Annotated in this window: 15 protein-coding genes; 14 read left to right on the top strand and 1 reads right to left on the bottom strand. The window is 36.1% G+C overall.

Features of this window, described 5'->3' with window-relative positions; all coding sequences use genetic code 11:
• The 7 genes from BW926_RS11035 (at window position 1) to BW926_RS11005 (ending at window position 7895) form a co-directional block, all read left to right on the top strand.
• On the top strand, window positions 1-1416 hold the full coding sequence (locus BW926_RS11035; protein WP_076447078.1) for a leucyl aminopeptidase family protein: 1416 nt from the start codon (window positions 1-3) through the stop codon (window positions 1414-1416).
• Between the two features lie 141 nt (window positions 1417-1557).
• Entirely contained in the window at window positions 1558-2769 is a 1212-nt protein-coding gene (locus tag BW926_RS11030; RefSeq protein WP_076447076.1) for an ATP-grasp domain-containing protein, read from the top strand.
• Between the two features lie 80 nt (window positions 2770-2849).
• Window positions 2850-3563, top strand: coding sequence for an alpha/beta hydrolase-fold protein (locus BW926_RS11025; RefSeq protein ID WP_076447074.1), 714 nt, complete (start codon window positions 2850-2852; stop codon window positions 3561-3563).
• 103 nt (window positions 3564-3666) lie between these two features.
• Window positions 3667-4620: an ATP-grasp domain-containing protein gene (locus tag BW926_RS11020; RefSeq protein WP_076447073.1), complete on the top strand. Its 954-nt coding sequence runs from the start codon at window positions 3667-3669 to the stop codon at window positions 4618-4620.
• A gap of 32 nt (window positions 4621-4652) precedes the next feature.
• Complete coding sequence (locus BW926_RS11015) at window positions 4653-5771, top strand: carboxylate-amine ligase (RefSeq protein WP_076447071.1); 1119 nt, start codon at window positions 4653-4655, stop codon at window positions 5769-5771.
• Window positions 5772-5805: 34 nt separating this feature from the next.
• Window positions 5806-6639, top strand: a complete 834-nt coding sequence (locus BW926_RS11010) for a type 1 glutamine amidotransferase (RefSeq protein WP_076447070.1) — start codon at window positions 5806-5808, stop codon at window positions 6637-6639.
• 71 nt (window positions 6640-6710) lie between these two features.
• A complete protein-coding gene (locus BW926_RS11005) occupies window positions 6711-7895 on the top strand; it encodes a hypothetical protein (RefSeq protein ID WP_076447068.1) in 1185 nt (394 codons plus the stop codon).
• Between the two features lie 183 nt (window positions 7896-8078).
• Here BW926_RS11005 and cphA read toward each other — a convergent pair whose 3' ends face one another.
• Entirely contained in the window at window positions 8079-10706 is a 2628-nt protein-coding gene (gene cphA, locus BW926_RS11000; RefSeq protein ID WP_076447067.1) for a cyanophycin synthetase, read from the bottom strand.
• 202 nt (window positions 10707-10908) lie between these two features.
• Between cphA and BW926_RS10995 the strand changes: the two genes are divergently transcribed.
• The 7 genes from BW926_RS10995 to BW926_RS10965 all read left to right on the top strand — a co-directional run bounded on the left by BW926_RS10995 (window position 10909) and on the right by BW926_RS10965 (window position 20929).
• The gene (locus tag BW926_RS10995; RefSeq protein ID WP_076447085.1) at window positions 10909-11796 is read left to right on the top strand and encodes a cyanophycinase; all 888 of its coding nucleotides are present in this window, start codon (window positions 10909-10911) and stop codon (window positions 11794-11796) included.
• A 408-nt stretch (window positions 11797-12204) separates the two neighbouring features.
• Entirely contained in the window at window positions 12205-13047 is an 843-nt protein-coding gene (locus tag BW926_RS10990) for an isoaspartyl peptidase/L-asparaginase (protein ID WP_076447065.1), read from the top strand.
• 101 nt (window positions 13048-13148) lie between these two features.
• Window positions 13149-13388, top strand: a complete 240-nt coding sequence (locus BW926_RS10985) for a YtxH domain-containing protein (RefSeq protein ID WP_076447064.1) — start codon at window positions 13149-13151, stop codon at window positions 13386-13388.
• A gap of 590 nt (window positions 13389-13978) precedes the next feature.
• On the top strand, window positions 13979-14572 hold the full coding sequence (locus BW926_RS10980) for a TetR/AcrR family transcriptional regulator (protein WP_076447062.1): 594 nt from the start codon (window positions 13979-13981) through the stop codon (window positions 14570-14572).
• Window positions 14573-14666: 94 nt separating this feature from the next.
• The gene (locus BW926_RS10975) at window positions 14667-16025 is read left to right on the top strand and encodes a TolC family protein (RefSeq protein WP_076447061.1); all 1359 of its coding nucleotides are present in this window, start codon (window positions 14667-14669) and stop codon (window positions 16023-16025) included.
• A 40-nt stretch (window positions 16026-16065) separates the two neighbouring features.
• Window positions 16066-17319, top strand: a complete 1254-nt coding sequence (locus BW926_RS10970; protein ID WP_076447059.1) for an efflux RND transporter periplasmic adaptor subunit — start codon at window positions 16066-16068, stop codon at window positions 17317-17319.
• Between the two features lie 31 nt (window positions 17320-17350).
• Window positions 17351-20929 carry an efflux RND transporter permease subunit gene (locus tag BW926_RS10965; protein WP_076447058.1) on the top strand — a complete coding sequence of 1193 codons (3579 nt, stop codon included), beginning with the start codon at window positions 17351-17353 and terminating at the stop codon, window positions 20927-20929.
• Window positions 20930-21059: the final 130 nt, after the last annotated feature.

The following is a 21059-nucleotide window of genomic DNA, read 5'->3' as shown; positions in this document are numbered from 1 at the left end:
ATGAAGCTAATCAACAAAAAAAATAAAAATTACACTCAGATTCTTCATCTATTCACTGAAGAGGAATGGACAAAAACAAATAAAAACTTCAATAAAAATATTTCCACTTTTTTCACAGGAAAAAAATATGAAGTCTTCGTGAATGCCCATGAAGAAGGGATTACTTATTTTATAGGCTTAGGAAAATCCAGTGTACAGAATTTTGAAATCCAACAGGCTGCCGTAAAATTTTCACAGACACAAAAAGGAAAGCTTGAAGCTGCCCCTACATTAGTTTTATGTGATTTTATGAATGAAAAACAATTTGAAGAATTTGTAAAAGGACTTTTAATTGGTACGTACAACTACCCCTTCGAAAGAACCCACGTCTTCTGGAATGCAAAATTTGAGCTTCATTTTGAAAATTTAAGTCAGAAAAAATTAGATAGTATCAGTCAAAAAGCAGAAGCTTTAAGCAATGCCCAAATTGCCTGTCAGGAATGGCTGAATAAGCCGGCAAACCTGAAAAAGCCTGATGCTTTAAGCCTATATTTAAAAAATTTAGCAAAAAAATACAATTTAAAATACACTGTTTTCAACAGGAAAAAGTGTGAAGAACTTGGTTTGGGAGCGTATCTTTCCGTCAATCAGGGAAGTGCTTATGAGGCTGCTTTCACCATATTAGAATATAAAACAACGGCAAAAAACGCCAAAACTTTCGGTCTGGTCGGGAAATGCGTATTATTTGACACCGGAGGAATTTCTCTGAAAAACCCTGACAATATGCATTATATGAAATCGGATATGGGAGGTGCAACGGCTGTTCTGGGAACTTTAATGTATGCTGCAGAAATGCAGCTTCAAGTGAATATTGTTGCCATCTTACCTATTACAGATAATGCTATTTCCGAAAATGCTTTCCTTCCGAGTGATGTCATTACGGCTTATAACGGGAAAACAATTGAAGTTCTCAACACGGATGCAGAAGGCAGAATGATCCTGGCAGACGGCCTTTCTTATATGGCAAGAAACTTTAAGACAGATTTCCTGATCGACCTTGCCACCCTGACGGGAAGTGCGGTGAGGATGTTTGGGGATACCTGCGGTGCCTTGTTTTCCAATAACGAAGAACTAAAAAATCTCTTGATAAATACAGGCGATAAAACCAATCAAAGGCTTTGGAATCTTCCTTTGTGGGATGTTTGGAAAGATGACATCCAATCTGATGTGGCAGATCTGAAAAATATTTCGATGAAGCCAATCGGCGACTGCATTATAGCGGCAAAATTCCTGGAACAGTTCATTGAAAATCATCCGAAATGGGCACATCTAGATATTGCCGGGGTAGCTTTCGGGAGTGTGGGATATGCCAAAGAAAAGGCTGCAACAGGGTTTGGAGTACAATTATTAACAGATTTAATTGAAAATTATCACTAAAAATTAGTTTATTACAAAAATTCTCTGTATAATTGATAGAGGAATTTTCAAAAACGCACTTTATCTTAGATTTTGATATTATATAATTAATATTAATTAGCTTTTATTTTTGATAATTCATAAATATTAAAAAAACATTATATGGAGAAAAAAACTATAGTATGTATTTCGTGCTATTACAAAGGCTATGATTTCATGGATGAAATGAAAAAGCTTGGTAATAAAATAATCTTAGTGACATCCGAAAACCTTAAAGAAAAAAACTGGCCTTGGCATGCCATCGACGAGATATTCTATATGCCGGAAATCCAACCTTCTGTATGGAATCTTGATCATCTTGTGCAAGGTTTTTCTCATCTAATGCAAACCAGAAAAGTGGATGCCGTGGTAGCTCTTGATGATTATGATGTAGAAAAAGCAGCTCTGATCAGGGAAAATTTCAGGATCCCAGGGATGGGACAAACTACCCACAGGTATTTCAGGGACAAGCTCGCCATGCGCCAGAAAGCAAAAGATTCTGGCATTAACGTTCCGGAATTTACTGCGGTTTTCAATAATGATGAGGTGAACCGCTTTGCAGATGAAGTGCCGGCTCCGTGGGTTTTAAAGCCACGTTCCGAAGCATCTGCCTCGGGAATTAAAAAAATATCTTCTAAAAATGAGCTTTGGAATGCCCTGAACACGCTTGGCGAAGAACGCCATTTATTCCTTCTGGAAAGCTTCAAGCCGGGCGACGTTTATCATGTTGACAGCCTGACTTTTAATAAAGAAATCGTTTTTACTTCAGCATCCAAATATCTTGCACCGCCGATGCAGGTTTCGCATGAAGGGGGCGTTTTCAGATCAAAAACATTAGGAAGATATTCTGATGAATTCAAAGCACTTGAAGAGGTAAATGCAAAAGTACTTTCTAATTTTGGACTTATTAACGGAGCTACTCACACAGAATTTATCCGAAGCAGAGAAGATGGAAAGTATTATTTCCTTGAAACATCTTCCCGTGTTGGAGGTGCCCACATTCCTGACCTGGTAGAAGCTTCAAGCAATATCAATATCTGGAGAGAATGGGCAAGGATTGAAGATGCTTTATTAAAAGGAATCAACTATGAAATTTCTAAACCTACAGGCTATTATTCAGGATTGATTATAGCTTTGATTAAAGATAAAGAACCCAATTACAGCCAGTTTGAGAGCAAAGAAGTAGTAAAGTTTTTACCTATTGATTATCACGTAGGAATTGTGTATAAGTCGAATGACTCAATAATTATTCAGGAAAGACTGGACATGGCTGCAGAAAAAATTCATGCGGAAATGCTGAACATTCTTCCTCCGAAAGAGAAGCCGACAAGTTAGAAGTTAGCAAAATTACTCATAACTCATAACTGATAACTAGCAACCAATTCAAATATCATTCATTCATCAATTATAAAAAAATGCCTCAGATAGAACATACAGATTATTATTCACATATTTTAGGAACAAGTCTTAAGGTAGAAGTAACAGGACATTACGGATATCCAATCATCATGTTCCCTACTTCTCAGGGACAATATACCCAAAACCATGATTTCCATTTAAACGGAAGCATCAATTGGTTTATAGAGCAGGGAAAAGTAAAATTATATAACATTCAGACCATTGACAGCTGGAGCTTTTATGACAATAATATCTCTCCGCAGCAGAGGATCAAAAATTATGAAAGATATATGCAGTTTCTGATTCAGGAGTTTGTACCTTATATTCAGAAAATTCACAAAACTCACCGTGTAGCCGTTGCAGGAGCAAGTTTCGGAGGATATCACGCCGCAAATTTTGCATTTAGATTTCCTGATATAGTCTCCCATTTATTCTGTTTGTCAGGAGCTTTCAGCATCAGAAATTTTATGGATGGATTTTCTGATGAGCTGGTTTACTTTAACTGCCCGAGAGAATATGTAAAAAATGATGAAGCCTGGAAATACAAGCATATGCACATCGTTTTAAGCACTTCTGATCAGGACATCTGCAAAGACAAAAATATAGAAATGGCCGAAATTTTAAGCTCAAAAGGAATTGATTTCTGGTACGACGAAAGAAAATGGATCAATCACGACTGGCCGCTTTGGAGAATGGTTTTCCCGACATTTATCGGAGCGTTCTTTTCCTAAGTAAAATAAAACTAAGGCTTAGATTTAGATTAAATATCTTAATGAAAATAAAATCTCAACCTCAAATTAATCAAATAGTAATATAACATCAAAAACATCAATTATGACAAAAAAAGTAGGAATCCTATTCGGTATGGAAGACACATTTCCCTGGGCGTTTATCGATAAAGTAAATGAGCTGGGAGGCGGAGAGATCGTTGCCGAACCCGTAACCATTGATAAGCTGGAGCAAGGTGCAGATTACGGATATGCAGTAATTATCGACAGGATTTCACAGGACGTTCCTTTCTACAGAGCCTATCTTAAAAATGCAGCCTTAAACGGAACTTATGTGATTAACAACCCATTCTGGTGGAGTGCAGACGAAAAGTTTTTTAATAATGCTTTAATGATAAAACTCGGGATTCCTCTTCCTAAAACCGTTTTGCTGCCGTCACACGAAAGACCGGCCAATACTTCGGAAACTTCTTTCAGAAACCTGAAATTTCCTCACGATTGGGATTATATATTCAATTATATTGGTTTTCCGGCTTATATGAAACCGCATGATGGCGGCGGCTGGAGAAACGTTTACAGAGTAGAAAACCCTGAAGATCTTTGGAATAAACTCGGAGAAACAGAACAGCTGGTAATGATGGTTCAGGAAGAAATTGTCTTTGAAGATTATTACAGAGTCTATTGTTTAGGCAAGAAATATGTTCACATCATGCCTTACGAACCAAGAAATGCACACCATTTGAGATATGCCACCACCCATCAGACTCAGGGTGCGGAGCTGGAGAAATTATTAAAAACTATTCACGACTATACCATTAAAATGAATGAAGCGCTGGGTTATGATTTCAACACCGTAGAATTTGCAGTGAGAGACGGAATCCCTTATGCCATAGACTTCTGCAACCCGGCTCCTGACGCAGACAGAAACTCTGTAGGTGAAGAAAATTTTGCATGGATCGTAGAGCATGCAGCCAAACTAGCCGTAGAAAAGGCTAAAGAATATGTTCCCGGAAAACCTAATATTTCATGGGGAACTTTCGTTAAAGATTCTGTAAAATAATTATTTGAAAAGAAATTAAAAGCACGAAAAAAATGCATCAATTTACCATAGGAATCGAAGAAGAATATCAAATCATTGATGTTGAGAGCAGGGATCTGATCTCTCATGTTTCGAAAATTATTGAAGGTGGAAAAGCAGTTTTAAGCGAAAACTTAAAACACGAAATGCACGAATCCATGATCGAGATGGAAACGGGAATCTGCCAGAATATTCAGGAGGCAAGAGCCGAACTTACCAATTTAAGAAGACATTTAATAAAAACTGCCCACGAGCAGGGGCTTCGCGTTTCCGGAGGTGGAACACACCCATTTTCGCACTGGTCTGCAAATACCATTACCCAAGGAGAAAGATATATAAAAATCGTAGATGATATGGGAGATGTGGCCCGCGAAAACCTAATTTTTGGCCTCCATGTCCACATCGGAATTCCCAACCGTGAAGAAGGTGTGAGAATTCAGAATGTAATGCGGTATTTTCTTCCGCACATTTATGCCTTATCCACCAATTCACCTTTCTGGATCGGGAGGTATACCGGCTTTAAATCTTACAGGCAGGAAATTTTCGTTAAGTTCCCAAGAACAGGTATTCCCAGCTATTTCAATTCTTTAGCAGAATTCGACAGCTATGTTGACCTTCTGGTAAAGACCGGAACCATCGATAATGCCAAGAAAATCTGGTGGGATCTGAGGGTTCACCCGTTCTACCCTACCATTGAATTCAGAATTTGTGATATGCCGCTGAGAATTGATGAAACGGTTTGCCTTGCAGCCATTATGCAGGCTTTGGTGGCCAAAATATATAAGCTTCACCAGCAAAATTTAAGTTTCAGAAGCTACCGAAGATTATTATTAAATGAAAATAAATGGAGAGCTTCCAAAAGCGGTATCGAAGCTCATCTGATAGACTTTGGGAAAGAAGAATCCGTTCCGTATCCTCACTTATTAAAAGAGCTTCTGGAGTTTATAGATGATGTTGTAGATGATCTCGGATGCCGTGAAGAGGTGGAATACGCATGGAAAATTTTAGAAAACGGAACCGGCGCAGATAGGCAGCTTCAGATCTTCCAAGAAACAGGAGATCTGACGAAAGTTGTTGATTATATGATCTCAGAAACAGAGTATGGTATAACACATGGCGAGCATGCTTCATAATATTTTGGTAACTTTGCAAAAAATATAATGTAGTATGAAAGATATTCGAATCGCATTGCTGGACATGAATAACAATCATGTGAATCAAGGATTTAGAAATATAAAAGAAATTTCTGAAGCTTTTCAACAGAGCTCTGAAGGACATGTAAGCATCACCACCTTTGATGTAAGATTTAAAAATGAAATTCCGGCTGTGGAAGATTTCGATATCTTTATTTCTTCGGGAGGCCCCGGAAATCCGCACAGAGAAGGACATGAGTGGGAAGATAGATTTGCCTGCTTTTTAGATTCGGTTTTTGAGCATAATAAATATAATGAGGATAAAAAATATTTGTTTCTGATCTGCCATTCTTTCCAATTAGCAAGTATACATTGGGAGTTGGGGAATATATGCAAGAGAAAATCGTATTCTTTTGGGGTAATGCCAGTTCATAAAACGGAAGAAGGCGAACAAGAATTTTTATTTAAAAACCTTCCTGATCCTTTCTATGCGGTGGATTCAAGAGCGTATCAGTTCATTGAGCCTAATCATGAGCGTTTTGAAGAATTAGGAATGAAAATCGTGGCCATCGAAAAATTCCGTCCCCATATTAATCTGGAAAGAGCGGTGATGGCGATTCGCTTTTCAGAAGAGATCTTCGGCACACAATTTCACCCGGAAGCCAATCCGGAAGGTATGGTGGAAAACCTTAAAGACGAAAAAAATAAGCAGGCCATGATCGAAAGCTTCGGAATGGAAAAATATTTGGAAACAATAGACAGAATGGACGATGAAGATAAAATTATCCTTACCCAGGCACAGATTCTTCCGCGATTCTTGCAGTTTGCAAAAAAAAACGTTTTGAAGGGCTGTAAGGCTTTGGCTTAATTATAATTAAAATCAATACATAAAATCGGGCAGCAATTGTCCGATTTTTTAAAATCACAAAGAAAAAGAATATGATCTCAAAATACAGAAAGCAGTTTAATCAGGAGTTTTCACAAGAAAAATATAACCGGTTCAAAGAAATTCTAAAAGAAAAAAGCGGTTTGGAGTCAGCATTCAGGATTTCTGAAAGTCCGCTTTTCTTAAGTAAAGAATTTGAAAATAAAATGCTTGACGCCAGCGAAAGCATTATCAATCAGATCAAAAATCTGCCTGCAGAAACCCTGCAGAAAGCCATTCCAGATAACTGCCGTGTCCCGAATGATACAGACAAACCCCATTTTTTTACCATCGATTTTGGAATTTGTAAAAGTGAAAACGGGGAAATAGAACCGCAACTGATAGAACTTCAAGCCTTTCCGTCATTATACGCTTTTCAAAAAGTTTTTGAGGATACTTTTTGCGAAGTCTATCCTTTTCTTTCTGAAATCAGAAATAAAATGCCTCATGAAGATTTTAAATATTACTTAAAAAATTTAATTCTTGGGAATGAAAATCCAGAAAATGTAATTCTTCTTGAAATTTATCCTGAAAAACAAAAGACTGCCATTGATTTTGTTTTAACTGAAAAATTGCTGGGAATAAAAACAGTGTGCCTTACCAAGATTAAAAAAGAAGGCAAAAAATTATTCTACGAAAACAATGGAAAATTAACTGAAATTAAAAGAATCTACAACCGAGTAATTTTTGATGAATTAGACAAAATTCCTGATCTTAAAACAGAATTTGACTTCCGTGAAGATATCGATGTAACCTGGGTTACACACCCGAATTGGTTCTTTAAAATTTCCAAGTTTTTGCTACCTCTTTTGCAGCATCAGTTTGTTCCGAAAAGTTATTTTTTACATGAATTTCCGGGTTCTGAAAACCTTGAAGATTTTGTTTTGAAGCCTTTATTTTCTTTCGCCGGAAGTGGTGTTAATTTGAATCCAACCAAAGAAATCACAGACGCTATTGAAGATAAAGAAAACTATATTTTACAAAGAAAAGTGAATTACGAACCGATTTTTGAAGATATTAACGGAGAATTTTCAAAGGCAGAAATTCGTTTGCTGTACATTTGGTACGAAAATGACGAACGTCCTATTTTATTGGAAAATTTGGGAAGAATGACGAAAGCCGCAATGGTAAACGTAGATTTCAATAAAAAAGATGCAATCTGGATTGGAAGCTCTAATGCGTTTTTTGGTGAGGAATGATTTTTAATTAAATAAAAGATGCTTCGACTCCGCTCAGCATGACACTGCTAAAAATTAGCTGCCAAAACAAAACAGTTAGTATTAGAAATGTCATGCTGAGCGGAGTCGAAGCATCTTTTTACAATAATTCTAATTAGTTTCGGCGGCGGCTTCGCCGCCGCCGAAACTAATAAATCATAATTCTTACATCTTCTCATCCTCAAGCAATTCTCTCGCTTGATACTCCTGAACAAGATCAATGGCATTAGAAATGACATCGCTTAAAGCGGTAATGAAAGTCCCCTCTTCAGCCATTCCGATGGCGTGTTTCAGGGCTTCAATTTCTTTAGGAATAATTTCGTAGCTTACGTTTCTTCCTGAGGACTGCATTCCTTCGATGATAAGGCCGTTGATCTCATCTTCCGTTCTTCCGCGAAGATGCTTTTCGTTTCGGATAATGATATGGTCAAACATTCTGCCGGCAATTTTCCCGCATTCCCTGATATCATTGTCACGTCGGTCTCCTACTCCGGAAATAATTCCGATTTTTTTACTGGATTCTATATTTTTAAGATAATCTTCAATAGCTTGATAGCCTGCCGGATTATGAGCAAAATCAATTAATACTTTAAAATTTTTGAACTTAAAAACATTCAGCCTTCCCGGCGTTAATTGCGCACTCGGAATGAAGGTTCTTAAAGAATTTGAAATATCTTCAATCCCGAAACCGTATAAATAAGATCCTAAACTTGCGGCTAAAACGTTCTCAATCATAAACTTAGCTTTCCCTTCCATGGTAATCGGGAAATCTTTTGCTTTTCCGATCCTGATTTTCCAGTCACCTTTTTTGATGGTTACAAAACCTTCTTCATAAACACAAGTGATTTTCCCTTCCTTTGCAAACTTCTGAATGTGAGGATTATTCTCATTCATACTGAAAATAGCTACATTAGAATCCAGATCATTTATAATCTTCATAGAATATTCATTATCTGCATTCAGAACGCTCCATCCATTTTTCTTTACACTGTCGAGGACTACCCTTTTTACCCTTGTTAAATCTTTCAGATTGTGGATATCGTTCATTCCCAAATGATCCTCCTCAATATTTGTTAAAACCCCGATATCGCATTGCGAAAAACCAAGCCCGGAACGTAAAATCCCGCCTCTTGCGGTTTCTAGAACAGCAAATTCTACAGTAGGATCTTTTAAGATAAATTCTGCAGAAAGAGGGCCTGTAGTATCACCTTTTGACAGCATGGTGTTTTGAATATAAATTCCGTCTGAAGTGGTAAATCCTACCCTGTACCCGTTGCTTTTAACAATATGTGAAATTAATCTTGTGGTCGTTGTTTTTCCATTTGTTCCGGTAACGGCAATAATCGGTATTGTAAAAGGTTTTCCGGGGGGATACAGCATATCGACAACCGGTGCAGCAACATTTCTCGGTAGTCCTTCGCTCGGAGCAAGATGCATCCTGAAACCCGGTGCTGCATTAACCTCAATAATAGCCCCTCCACTTTCCTTTAAAGGCTGGGTAAGGTTTTCAGCCATAATATCAATCCCGCAGACATCCAGACCGATGATCTTTGAGATCCTTTCTGCCATTGTGATATTTTCCGGGTGAACCATATCGGTAACGTCGATTGAAGTTCCTCCCGTTGAAAGATTTGCGGTTGATTTTAAATATACCACTTCTCCTTTTTGAGGAACCGTTTCCAAAGTATATTGAAGCTTTTCAAGAAGCTCTGTAGTATCTTTATCTACTTCAATTTCGGTTAAAACATTTTCATGCCCGTATCCTCTTCTCGGGTCTTTATTTTCTTTATCAATTAACTGTCGTATGTTCCGCTCCCCGTCACCTACAATGTGTGCAGGAACCCTTCGGGCTGCGGCCACCATTTTATTATTAATGACCAAGAGCCGGAAATCATAGCCTGTAATATATTTTTCGACGATTACTTTCCGGGAATATTTCTGAGCATGTTCCAAGCCTACTTTTGCAGCTTCCCAACCATTAATATTAATTGATGAGCCTTTCCCGTGATTTCCGTCTAAAGGCTTAATAACTACCGGATATCCTATTTTTCTCACCACAGCATCCAGTTCTTCTTCATGAGTTACCAAATCGCCAATCGGGACAGGGATTGCTGCATCGTGGAGCATTCTTTTCGTTAATTCTTTATTACAGGCAATATCTACCGCAATAGAGCTGGTTTTCCCGGTAATCGTTGCCTGAAATCTTTGTTGATTTACACCATATCCGAGCTGTACCAGAGAATTTGTTCCCAGCCGGATCCAGGGAATCTTTCTGGAAACGGCTTCCTCGACAATACTTCCTGTGGATGGTCCTAAACGAACCCTTTCCCTAATTTCCTTTAATTTTTGAATACATGCGTTTAAATCATATTCAGTATCGTTGATTAATGTTTCTGCAATTTTCACGGCCTCCTCAGCAGCATAAATTCCCGCATTTTCTTCCAAATAATTGAAAACTACATTATAAACTCCGGGAGTTTTTGTTTCGCGGGTTCTTCCAAAACCTACATCCATTCCGGCTAACGTCTGGATTTCTAGAGCAATATGCTCAATAACATGCCCCATCCATGTTCCTGTTTCTACCCTGTGAAAAAAACCGCCTTCTACGCCTTCAGAACATCTGTGGGTGTATAGTGATGGGATCAGTTTTTCTATTCTTTCCCGAAAACCTTCAATTTTATTGGTAGGAAAATTTTCCATTTCCTCAAGATTCAACCTCATCTGTATCAGCTTTTTTCTTCTGATACTCCAAATATTCGGGCCTCGCAATGCCTGTATTTTTTCGATTTTCATAGACTAATTTTGCATTTGACTGTTAATAATAACCCCATTTAAAATCAAAGATAATGTAAAACCCTAAACGAAACTATATCATAACATAAGATTTAGTAAAAATTTTAGAAATTTTATTAACAATTCTAAAATACTCAGAATCAATCTAAATATGGCACGAATTTCGCCAAATGTTAAATATTTTTTAAATTTGCACACTATGATGAAACCCGTTGGAAAATTAATTGTAATCGGAGGCGCTGTAAACAAAGGAAGCTTTGCCGAAACCGATTTTGATCAAAATATTGAAAAAAATCTTAACTTTTTTGAGAGAGGTATTTTAAGAAAAATTATTAATGAATCTAAGCTTAAAGAAGATTCTGTCATTGAAATTGTAACCACAGCCTCTCAAATTCCGCAGATAGTAGGTACCGAATATAAAAAAGCATTCGAATTTCTAGGTGCAAAAAATGTGAATATTCTCGACATTCATAATCGTGAGGAAGCTAATTCTGATGCAATGGTTGCCAGAGCCAATGCTGCAGATGTAGTTATGTTTACCGGAGGAGATCAATTGAGACTGACATCAATTCTTGGCGGAACAAGGTTTCACGATACTATTTTATTTAAATATCAGGAGCAGGACTTCATCTATTCCGGGACTTCTGCCGGAGCTGCTGCTGCATCTGAAAATATGATCTATCAGGGAAGCAGCTCTGAAGCTCTCCTGAAAGGAGAAATTAAAACTACCCAGGGTTTAGGCTTAATTGATAATGTGATTATTGATACTCATTTCGTACAGCGCGGAAGAATCGGAAGGCTTTTCCAGGCTGTTGTGAATAATCCGAGAACGTTGGGAATAGGATTGGGAGAAGATACAGGACTTTTCATTCATAATGATGTAATGACAGCAGTGGGCTCAGGGCTAGTAATTTTAGTGGACGGAAGATTTATAAAAGACACCAATCTTACGAATATTAATCTTGGTGAGCCTATTTCTATTGATAATTTGACGGTTCACGTTATGTCAATGAATGATCATTATGATTTGATTACAAAGACGTTAACCATCGAAAATTCTCAATTTAACCCGATACCGCAGGACCGGTAAAACCTACGAGTTTTGTGGTCCAAGCTTTTGATTGTGCAAAAGTTTTTAATTTTATTAGAAGCTATTTCCCTCTTCTCACTATATCTTCTGGGTTGCGGGCGCAGCGCAGCGCAGTCTGTAACCCAAAAGGATGCCGTTACAACGGGCCTAGGGTCGCAATCATCAATTAATTTTTTTAAAAATATCCGTAAAATTTGTCATTCTGTAGGAATCTAGGCCCGAATCTTTCTATAAATCAATCTAATACTAAGTTTAGGTCCTTACGGAATGACGAACTTTATGTAGATAAATTTACACGAAATGCAAAAAGCAAAGTAAAAATTAAAAAGTCCGAATTTTGTGAAACTCAATTTTTATCTTAATTTTAAAATTCACAACTGACTATTCACAATTGATATCCAAAACATTATGAAAATAATCATCCACGGTGGTTTCTTCTCTGAAAGTGACCAAAGTAACGAAGTAAAAACAGCTAAACAAGAATCTTTAAAAAATATAGCTAAAAAAGCTTTTGAATACCTTCAGTCAAATTCTGCAATTAATACTGTTGCTTATGCCGTTTCGCTATTAGAAAATGATCCGTTATACAATGCAGGAACAGGCTCTCAAATCCAAAGTGATGGCGTGATCAGGATGAGTGCCGCCATAATGAATGGTGATACTCAGAAATTAAGCGGAGTTATCAATATTCAGGATGTAAAAAACCCAGTTTTGGTAGCTAAAGAATTAATGAATGAAGACGACAGGGTTTTAGGTGGAAATGGTGCAAAAAACTATGCTACAGAACATGGTTTTGAAAATTTTTCAACCGAAATTCTGCAAAGAAGAAAAGAATATGAAGAAAAACTAAAAAACGGCGGAAAAGGTACTGTGGGATGTGTGGCTATTGACAAAGACGGAAAATTAGCTGTTGCAACGTCTACCGGAGGAAAGGGTTTTGAAATTCCGGGAAGGATTTCTGATTCTGCAACAGTTGCCGGAAATTATGCTAATTCTTTCTGTGCGGTAAGCTGTACAGGAGTTGGAGAAGATATTGTGAGTAATGCTACGGCAGCAAAAATTGTTACCCGGGTAACAGATGGTATGACTTTAGAAAATGCATTCTCAAAAACTTTTGAAGAGTTGAAAGCGATCGATGGTTTTGCAGGGGCTATTGCTATTGATAAAAATGGAAATATGTACCATCAGGATTCTTATCCTACTATGGTTTTCGCAAATTTTGATGGTGAAAATTTTGAAGTTTTCAAATAACTTTAACATTATTTTATAAGTATGGATATTTTTTTTGGCACACATTTTACATGATTCATTATAACAAACTTTAATTATTAATCACTTAAAAAATAGAAATCATGGGAAACAAAGCAAAGGGCTTATTAGCACTACTAGGTTTAGGAGCATTAGCATATTGGAAATATAAAAATTCTACTCCTGAAGAACAACAAGCTGTAAAAGATAAGATCAATAATGCAAAAGACAACCTAAATAAATGGGGAAATGACCTTAAAGATAAAGCCAATAATGTTACTTCTCAGGTTCAGGAGAAAGCTGATGAATTAAAAAACAAAGTACAGGAAACCTATAACAATTAAAACTAGTTTATTTTTAACATTCATATATAAAAAAGAAGCCGCCTTATTTTCCTTGAGGTGGTTTTTTTTGTTTGTAAATTGTCCCTATTATTTTAGGATGATTGTTTTGATTGATATACCTTTTATGTCACTTTCTTTTTTAATTTGTATGCTAAACTATTTTTTTTACAATTTTACTATAAATTGCTAAAAATGATGCTTGTTTTTAAGACTTACAAACACAGTTTCTACATCTCACATCTTTTTTACTTATTTCTATGCCTCTTCACTTTTAGTCGTTTTTAGAAGAGTTCTTTATGACGTTCCAGATGGTGTCTATGCTTTGGTTATTCTTTAGATTGGTGTTATGTATTTGATTATTTGTGCTCATAAATAAATTTTCACCTAAATAGAAATTAACAATTAGAAATTGAATTTTTTTTAATATAATGGTCATATTTTAACAGAATATCTGATGAGAATGACAATAATATCTGCATAAAATTCAGAAAAACTGATGCAAATCATAATAATCACCATTAATTTTTTTGTTTAACAGCTTTGTCAAAAGTAAAAATTGACATAAATTTGCACAAATTTGTTTAACAAAAATGTCAAATCAAGCAAAAAAAGACCAAACACAAGACTTGATCAAGGAGACAGCAAAGAATTTATTCTTTGTAAAAGGTAAGTTTGATGCCACTACCCAAGAAATTGCCGATGAAGCCGGTGTCAACAGAACACTTATAAACTATTATTTCCGCTCAAGAGACAACCTAATCCAGATTATTTTTGATGAAGCGCAAAAAGTAGAACACGAAAAATCTGAAATTATTATGAATTCTGATCTACCTTTCAAAGAAAAAATAGGTCAGTTTATAGAAGGAAGTTTATCCACAAGCCTTCAGTATCCCTATCTAGAAACATATATTGTTTCGCAAATCAATAAAGGAAATTGTCATAAAAAAGATATCGAAGAAGACGAACTTCATAAACTTTATAAAGACATAGAAGCTGAAATGGAACTAGGAAGTATTGAAAAAATGGAACCTGTGCAGTTTCTCTTAAATATGGTTTCTTTATTGGTTTTTCCAAGTGCAGTAAGACCTTTATTAATGGAAAATCTTATGATTAGTGAAAAAAAATTTGATAAAATTATTTCTGCAAGAAAAGACATTATTCTAAATATGTTATTTAAAAATTAAATAAACATTAAAGTATTTTAAAAAGTAATTCGTTCTTTAGAAATAAAACATTAAAAAAATTAAACTAAAAAAATAAACGAAGTATAAAAAAATTATGGAAAAACAAAGTATAACTGCAAAAAAGCTAAAAATTGGGATAGCTGCTGCATTTGTGATTTCCGGCTTTTTACAGGCTCAGCAAAGCTTTACTGTGGAGCAGAGTTTAGACTATGCTATCAATAACAATGTCAGCGTAAAAAAAGCTAGAATTGATCAGATAAAAGCATCTCAGAAGGTTAAAGAAACTACCGGAATAGGGCTTCCTCAGATTAGCGGGCAAGCAAAGTATAATTATTATTTAAAAACACCTGTTATGCTGATCGATGCAAGTGTTTTTGACCCTAGTGTTCCAGCTGGCTCGATACAGGAATTCCCGCAGGGATTGAAGCATAATACTAATGCTGGAGTTACATTGACCCAAATTCTTTTTAATGGTTCTTATTTGGTAGGATTAAAATCTGCAAAAGCATACAAAGAAACGGCAGCTTTAGCAGAAGAAAAAACCGAAATAAGTATTAAAGAAGGTATTATGATGGCTTATGCAGCGGTAATTTCCACCGATGAAAACATCAAAACGCTGGAAGAAAATATGAAGGTGGCGGAAAAAACTTTAAATGATACCAAAGCAACCTATAAAGTAGGTCTTACAGAAGAACAAAATGTAGAACAATTAGAATTTAGCTATAAAAGCCTGGAAACCAATAAAGAAAATTTGAAAAGAACAAGAACCAAACTTTTGATGGCTCTTAAATATCTAATGGGTTATCCTTTGGAGAAGGAAATTGAGCTTTCTACCACTCTTGATGAAATGGTTCAGAAAAATCAGGTATTGGTAGATCAAAATGCAAGTGTAGATATCACAAATCATATTGATATGAGATTGAAAAATAATGCATTAAAAGTTTCTGAATTACAGTTAAAATACCAAAAATCTCAAGCATTACCTTCATTAACAGGAATTGCAAACTATGGTATTAATACAGGAAGTAATCAGTTTAATGTTTTTGATACAAAAACAAGATGGTTTGACTCATCTATTTTAGGTTTACAATTGGATATTCCTATTTTCAGTGGTTTACAAAGACATTGGCAAACTCAGCAAGCTCAGCTGGATGTAACCAAAGCTCAGCTGGATAAAGAAGATACTGAAAAAAGCCTTAAGAAAGATTATTTCGAAAAATCAGTTGATTACAACAACGCTTTTGAGAGCTACAAAACGGCTCAGGAGCAGATTAAACTGTCATCGAGTATCTATCGTAAAGAACAGATCAAATTCAAGGAAGGTTTGGGTAGTAGTTTTGATCTTCAGAATAGTGAGACACAATTATATAATTCTCAATCATTACTTTATCAATCTGCAATTAATTTAATTCAGGCTAAAGTGGCTTTAGATAAAGCAAAAGGAGAGTTATAGTTTCCCAATCTTTAAATCATTTAATAAAATAATATTACACATGAAAAAAATATTTCTTCCAATAGCATTATTACTTACTCTTGCAGCCTGCAAAAAGGAAGGTGCTACACAAAATAAAACTTTACAAGCCCTTATCAAAACTAAAGATGTAAAAGGGTTACAAGCATACAAAGACCGTCAGAAAGCAAAACTGGACAGTCTGAACAATATTATGTCTGAAGTAGACAAAAATCTTACGGCATTAGGAGTAAATCAGACTACAGGATATGTGTCCGTGCTGAAGTTACAAGAAACTTCATTTGCCCATAATGTTGAAATACAAGGAAGTGTTATCACAGACCAGGACGTAAAAGTACAATCCCAGTTTAATGGAACATTAACGCTTTATGTAAAAGAAGGTCAACGAGTAAATAAAGGTCAGGTAATAGGGAGAATCGCAGACGGAGGCCTGAACGACCAGCATAAACAAGCTTTAATTCAGGTTTCTGCAGCAAATGCACAGCTTCAGCAGATAAAATCTCAGGCTAATTTGGCAAGAATTACCTATGAAAAGCAAAGTGCTCTTTGGAAACAAAAAATCGGTTCAGAATATCAGTACCTTCAGGCAAAAACCAATTATGAGTCTGCTCAGAAACAGATTGCTGCCGCTCAAAGCCAAGTCGCTGCTACGCAAAAAGCTGCTGATGCCATAAGAGCAAATTTAGTGAAAACAACCATCGTAGCTCCGTTTAGCGGTGTAATCGATAAAGTGATTACACAGAACGGGCAAGCTGTATCCGCAGCACCAGCTACAGATATTGTTAAATTAATAAGTCTAGGAGTCATGCGTGTAGAAGCTAAAGTTCCTGAAACATACCTTGCAAACGTAAAACCGGGGACAGGTGTAGAAATCAACTTTCCGGCACTTAATAAATCTGTTAAATCTAGCGTGAGATTGGTTGGTAATTATATTGATCCAGCTACAAGAACATTCATCATTCAGGTTCCTGTTTCGAATGAAGGAGGCTATATAAAACCAAATTTATTGGCCCAGATCAAAATCCAGGATTATGTGAATCCTTCCGCCTTACAGATCCCAGCTCAGTATATTTATGAAGATGCGGCACACAAGAGCTATGTTTTTGTTGCAACCAACATCAACGGAGAAAATGGAGTTGCTAAAAAAGTTTATGTAGAAACCGGACAAAAGTCTGAAAATAGTGTAGAAATTACAAAAGGTCTTAAATCTGGAGATATGATAATTACTGATGGTTCTAAAACGCTTATAGAAGGACAGAAAATTAAAATTTCTTAAAAATAAACTCATTTGAAATAAATAAATAATTATGGGCGAAAATAAACACCACGAAAAAGAGTCTTTCTTTTCCAGCTGGGCGGTAGACAATAGAACCACGGTATATGTACTTACATTTATTATTGTAATTCTGGGGATCTTTGCTTATATGTCAATGCCAAGAGAAAGCTTTCCAGAAGTGGTAGAAAACAAAATATATATTTCTTCTGTTTACCCTGGAAACTCAGCGGAAGATGTTGAAAAGCTTATTACGAAAGAGCTTGAAGATAAATTCAAGAACGTTTCAGGGGTAGATAAGGTAACTTCAAATTCATTCCAGGATTACTGTCTTATTACAGTAGAATTTAATGAAAAAGTACCTTTAGCAGAAGCGAAACAAAGGATTAAAGATAAAGTAGACGAAGCAAAAGGAGATCAGGACTGGCCAACAGTAGACTCCGGTTCCAAAGTAGAACCTAGTGTTTTTGATCTTAATATCTCTGAAGAAATGCCTATTCTGAACGTAAATTTAAAAGGAAATTATCCGAAATTTACGCTAAGACAATATGCAGATGATATCAAAGACGATCTTGAAGACATTCCTGAAGTAAAAGAAGCAACGGTTTTGGGGGTTGATGACAATGAAGTGGAAGTTGCATTGGATATCTATAAAATGAATGCCGCGGGAGTAAGTTTTGATCAGGTTATTAATGCGATCCGAAACGAAAATATTACCATTTCCGGAGGGAGTCTCATTACAGAAGGAAACCGTGAAAATGTAAGAATTAAAGGACAAATTTCAACTCCTACCGATGTCAACAATTTCATCGTAAAGCCGGGAGTAAAAATAATGGATATTGCAAAAGTAGAGTTTAAAGAAAAAGAAAAAACTACCTATGCAAGAGAATCCGGAAAAGATGTGGTAATGATCAATCTAAAGAAAAGATCAGGAACCAATATGATTGCAGCCATTGAACAGGCAAAGGAAAAAATTAAAAAAGCTCAGGAAACTTACCTTCCAAAAGATCTTGATATTTCATTAACATCCGATCAGTCTACAGACGTTGAACATCAGGTAAACGAATTGGCAAACCACATCCTTATTGGTATCCTTCTAGTAATGTGCGTGTTAAGTTTCTCAATGGGACTTAAAAATGCATTATTCGTAGGAACGGCGATTCCGCTTTCAATGTTAATCGCCTTTGCTGTACTGAGTGCTTTTGGCGTTACATTGAATACCATGGTACTTTTTGCAATGGTAATGGGTCTCGGGATGTTGGTGGATGATGGGATCGTGGTTGTAGACAACGTTTACGCCAATATGGAGAAAGGTTATAAAAGGAGAGAAGCATCAAAATTCGGTATCGGTGAGATTGCTTTTCCGGTAATTACGTCTACTTTAACGACAGTTTGTGCATTTTTACCAATGTTGATGTGGCCGGGGATTATGGGTAAATTTATGAGATATTTCCCGATTACAATTAGTGTCACGCTTTTAGCTTCACTTTTCGTCGCATTAATTATCAATGCTTCCATGACGGGTGGAGGAATGACTTTGGATAATAAAAACATTACTGGCTCTCAGGCCAAAAAATATACCATTATTTTTGCCATTTTAGCAATTGTTTTCGGAGGGTTAAGATTAATTACAGGAGTAGAATTTTTTATGGCAATTGTTACCCTTTCCGTATTAGCAATTATTGCAATATGGTTGTATAAAAACTTTTTCCATGATAGAATTGAGCATTTTCAGTATACATTCTTCCCAAATCTGGCTAAAAAATACCAGACATTCTTAAGAGGCCTGCTACAAGGTAAAAAACCTAGAAATGCATTCTTAGGAGTTGTTGGGGTACTTATTTTTTCATTCTTTTTGTATGGAGTGATGATGGGAGTAGGACGTTCAAAAGTTCTTTTCTTCCCAGAAAACATTCCTAAACAGGTGATTATCTATATGGAATATCCTCAAGGTACTGATATTGCAAAAACAAATGGCGCTACAAAGCAGGTTGAAGCAAGAATTTTAAATGTTCTTAAACAATATAAAGACAAAAAGACTGGTGAAAACTTCCTTGTAGAGTCTATGGTAACACAGGTTGGAAAAGGAGCAATCAACCCCCAAATTGATGCAGGTTCAGAAGCTGATACGCCTTTTAAATCAAAAACTACAATCACTTTTGTAGAGTTTGCAAAACGTCACGGTGTAGATACAGGTGAGGTAATGGAGCAGATCAGAAAGGCGATTCCTAATATTCCTGGTTTCACATTTACGGTAGAAAAAGATGCAAACGGTCCGCCTGTTGGTTATCCGGTTTCTATTGAGCTTAAAGGAGACAATTATGATGAACTGCTGGCGGAAGCGAATAAGATGATTACTTATATCAATAAACAAGGTATTTCAGGAATTGAAAAACTACAGTCTGATATCAATAAGGAAAGCCCGGAACTTATTATTGATATTGACAGGGAAGCAGCAGGAAATATGGGGGTTACGACAGCATATACAGGAATTACGCTTCGTAGAGCTTTGTTTGGACAAGATATTTCTACCTTTAAAGATGTAAAGGATGATTATGATATTTCTGTAAGGTTGCAACAGGATCAGAGGAGAAATACAAGTATATTATTCAATCAGCCGATTACATTGCAAGGGCCAAACGGATCTGTAATTCAGGTTCCGATGTCCACTTTCTCTACGATGAAAGAAGAAAACACTTTCAATAAAATTAAGAGAAAAGATAATACAAGAACAATCATGGTTTATTCTAACGTATTAAAAGGATACAACGCAAATGAGATCGTTAAGAAAATTCAAGCTTCATTGAAAAGTTATAAAACCCCAGATGGAATTACCTATAGTTTTGGTGGAGAGCAGGAAGAGCAAAGTAAAAACATGAACTTCCTATTGTTTGCATTATTCCTGGCAATGGCATTAGTAACTTCTATTATTGTATTCCAGTTCAACTCGCTTTCGAAAACTTTAATTATTATGACTACCATTTTCTTAAGTTTTGCAGGAGTATTCTTAGGATTATCAATTTTCGGAATGGACTTCGTAATTCTAATGACAATGATGGGTATTATCTCCTTAGCTGGGGTTGTGGTCAAAAACGGTATTGTCTTGATGGACTTCTTTGTTCTTAAACTTGATGAGCTGGTTCATAAAAAAGGTGTTGAGACACATGATGACCTGGAACTTGAAGAGGTAAAAGAAATCATCATAGAATCCGGAAAAGAACGTTTAAGACCCGTATTATTAACGGCTACAACGGCGATCTTAGGTTTGATTCCATTAGCAGTTGGTCTGAACTTCGACGTATTCTCTTTCCTTACAACATTGAATCCGCATTTCTCTGTAGGTGGTGACAACGTAATGTTCTGGGGGCCATTGGCCTGGACCATTATTTTCGGGCTTTCGTTTGCAACTTTCCTTACCCTGATCATTGTTCCGGTAATGTTCTACATTATCTCAAAACGTAAGATCAGCAGAAGAAGAAAATATGTGGAAAAACATGCTCATGACGCCGAAAAAGAGGCAGAAGAACAGGAAAGATTGAAAAAATTGTATCCTGAAGAATTTGAAGAGTATCACAAGAAAAAGGGAGGTGACGATCCTATTATAGAAGCTTAAAATACTAATCTTAATTAACCTAAGCCGTATCAAAGAGATACGGCTTTTTATTTACAGATTTTTAACCACTTCATTTAAACTTTATATATTTACAATATATAACTAGAGAATGATATAGTAAATAAAAAAT

It is taken from the genome of Chryseobacterium sp. RU37D (assembly GCF_900156075.1).
Classification (GTDB): domain Bacteria; phylum Bacteroidota; class Bacteroidia; order Flavobacteriales; family Weeksellaceae; genus Chryseobacterium.
This window is presented reverse-complemented; position numbering and strand designations above follow the sequence as displayed.

Bases quoted from the DNA above. Each gene is read 5' to 3' on its own strand.
- BW926_RS11035 (WP_076447078.1), top strand. From the start codon at position 1: ATGAAGCTAATCAACAAAAAAAATAAAAATTACACTCAGATTCTTCAT.
- BW926_RS11030 (WP_076447076.1), top strand. From the start codon at position 1,558: ATGGAGAAAAAAACTATAGTATGTATTTCGTGCTATTACAAAGGCTAT.
- BW926_RS11025 (WP_076447074.1), top strand. From the start codon at position 2,850: ATGCCTCAGATAGAACATACAGATTATTATTCACATATTTTAGGAACA.
- BW926_RS11020 (WP_076447073.1), top strand. From the start codon at position 3,667: ATGACAAAAAAAGTAGGAATCCTATTCGGTATGGAAGACACATTTCCC.
- BW926_RS11015 (WP_076447071.1), top strand. From the start codon at position 4,653: ATGCATCAATTTACCATAGGAATCGAAGAAGAATATCAAATCATTGAT.
- BW926_RS11010 (WP_076447070.1), top strand. From the start codon at position 5,806: ATGAAAGATATTCGAATCGCATTGCTGGACATGAATAACAATCATGTG.
- BW926_RS11005 (WP_076447068.1), top strand. From the start codon at position 6,711: ATGATCTCAAAATACAGAAAGCAGTTTAATCAGGAGTTTTCACAAGAA.
- cphA (WP_076447067.1), bottom strand. From the start codon at position 10,706: ATGAAAATCGAAAAAATACAGGCATTGCGAGGCCCGAATATTTGGAGT.
- BW926_RS10995 (WP_076447085.1), top strand. From the start codon at position 10,909: ATGAAACCCGTTGGAAAATTAATTGTAATCGGAGGCGCTGTAAACAAA.
- BW926_RS10990 (WP_076447065.1), top strand. From the start codon at position 12,205: ATGAAAATAATCATCCACGGTGGTTTCTTCTCTGAAAGTGACCAAAGT.
- BW926_RS10985 (WP_076447064.1), top strand. From the start codon at position 13,149: ATGGGAAACAAAGCAAAGGGCTTATTAGCACTACTAGGTTTAGGAGCA.
- BW926_RS10980 (WP_076447062.1), top strand. From the start codon at position 13,979: ATGTCAAATCAAGCAAAAAAAGACCAAACACAAGACTTGATCAAGGAG.
- BW926_RS10975 (WP_076447061.1), top strand. From the start codon at position 14,667: ATGGAAAAACAAAGTATAACTGCAAAAAAGCTAAAAATTGGGATAGCT.
- BW926_RS10970 (WP_076447059.1), top strand. From the start codon at position 16,066: ATGAAAAAAATATTTCTTCCAATAGCATTATTACTTACTCTTGCAGCC.
- BW926_RS10965 (WP_076447058.1), top strand. From the start codon at position 17,351: ATGGGCGAAAATAAACACCACGAAAAAGAGTCTTTCTTTTCCAGCTGG.